This window comes from Oerskovia rustica (assembly GCF_014836555.1).
Taxonomy (GTDB): domain Bacteria; phylum Actinomycetota; class Actinomycetes; order Actinomycetales; family Cellulomonadaceae; genus Oerskovia; species Oerskovia rustica.
Genome location: NZ_JACSQQ010000001.1, coordinates 13,681 through 14,710, shown reverse-complemented (window position 1 = coordinate 14,710; position 1,030 = coordinate 13,681). Strand labels below are relative to the sequence as shown.

Below are 1,030 nucleotides of genomic sequence, written 5' to 3'. Positions count from 1 at the left end.
GCCGCCCGGCGGCGGACGCGCGGCGCGCGGCCGGATTCTTCATAGGATGTAGCCATGAGCCAACCGAGCCAGCAGCCGAACTTCGACGTCCGCGGTGCCGTCGACCTGTCGTCCCTGAACCGTCCGACGGCCCCTCCGCCCGGCGCTCCTGGTGGCGCGCCCGAGGCCGGTGGCTACGTCGTCGACGTGACCGAGGAGTCGTTCCCGCAGCTCGTGCAGGACTCGACGCAGTACCCCGTCGTGGTCCTGCTCTGGATCCCGACGGACCAGGCGAACGCGCAGCTCGGCACCGAGCTCGGCGCGATCGCCGAGGAGTTCGCCGGGCGCTTCCTCCTGGGCCGGGTCGACGCGCAGACGTACCCGCAGATCGCCGCCGCCTTCCAGGTCGAGAGCGTCCCGACGGTCGTCGCGATCGTCGGCGGCCAGCCGGTCCCGCTGTTCCAGGGCGCGGCCGCGGGGGACCAGGTCCGTGCGGTCCTGGAGCAGGTGCTGCAGATCGCCGAGGGCAACGGCGTCACGGGCCGTGCGCCCGCCCAGGGAGGAGCCCCCGCGGCCGAGGCTGCGGAGGCCCCGGCTCCCGAGCCCGAGCTGCCGCCGCTGCACCAGGAGGCGTACGACGCGATCGAGCGCGACGACTTCGACGCGGCCGTCGCGGCGTACGAGAAGGCCATCAAACAGGACCCGCGCGACCACCTCGCGACGGCCGGTCTCGCACAGGTGGGGCTGCTGCGCCGCACGCGCGACCTGGATCTGCAGGCCACGCGCGACGCCGCGGCGTCCCGGCCCACCGATCTCCAGGCGCAGCTCGACGTCGCGGACCTGGACGTCCTCGGGGGCAAGATCGAGGACGCCTTCGGGCGCCTGCTCGACCTGCTGCCCGGGTCGAGCGCCGAGGACAAGGAGACGCTGCGCCGTCGGCTCGTCGACTACTTCGAGATCCTCGGCCCCGCCGACCCCCGGGTCGGCAAGGCACGCCAGCTCCTGGCGATCAACCTGTACTGACACCCGCGAACCACGCACGACGGGGGGG

The 1,030-nt window shown here is 73.7% G+C and carries 1 protein-coding gene; it reads left to right on the top strand.

The genetic code is table 11. The annotated features are described in order from the left end of the window. Positions 1–54 precede the first annotated feature (54 nt). Positions 55–1,002: a tetratricopeptide repeat protein gene (locus H9652_RS00035; RefSeq protein WP_191794095.1), complete on the top strand. Its 948-nt coding sequence runs from the start codon at positions 55–57 to the stop codon at positions 1,000–1,002. The last annotated feature ends 28 nt before the right edge of the window (positions 1,003–1,030 follow it).